Annotated in this window: 1 pseudogene; it reads right to left on the bottom strand. The window is 45.5% G+C overall.

The window, feature by feature from the left end:
* Positions 1-312 (bottom strand): annotated as a pseudogene (locus AOA59_RS32350) (hypothetical protein); the annotation flags it as partial.

Here is a 312-nt window from a genome sequence, read left to right as displayed (position 1 = left end):
CTCTAGCGCCATACCATTCGCACCAAATTGACTCATACCAACACCATGACCCCAGCCCCTTGTCTCGATATGGATCGTGTCACCACGCCTTTCCCAAGTAAAGTCACTAGACGAAAGATCAAGACCAACTTCCTCACGAATTTCACGACCAGTGAATTCCACATCACCAAACGCAACACTAGAAACATTACCACCTGTAGTACGACCCTGAATCTGACCCAAACCAGTTTCCGCTACATTGATACCTAGAAGTTCCTCAAACTCACTCACCGACAACGTTTTTTCATTATGATACCTAGGACTCTCTAAATC

Origin of the sequence: Pseudomonas sp. 2822-15 (assembly GCF_002742515.1) — a bacterium.
Lineage (GTDB): Bacteria > Pseudomonadota > Gammaproteobacteria > Pseudomonadales > Pseudomonadaceae > Aquipseudomonas > Aquipseudomonas salomonii.
This window is presented reverse-complemented; position numbering and strand designations above follow the sequence as displayed.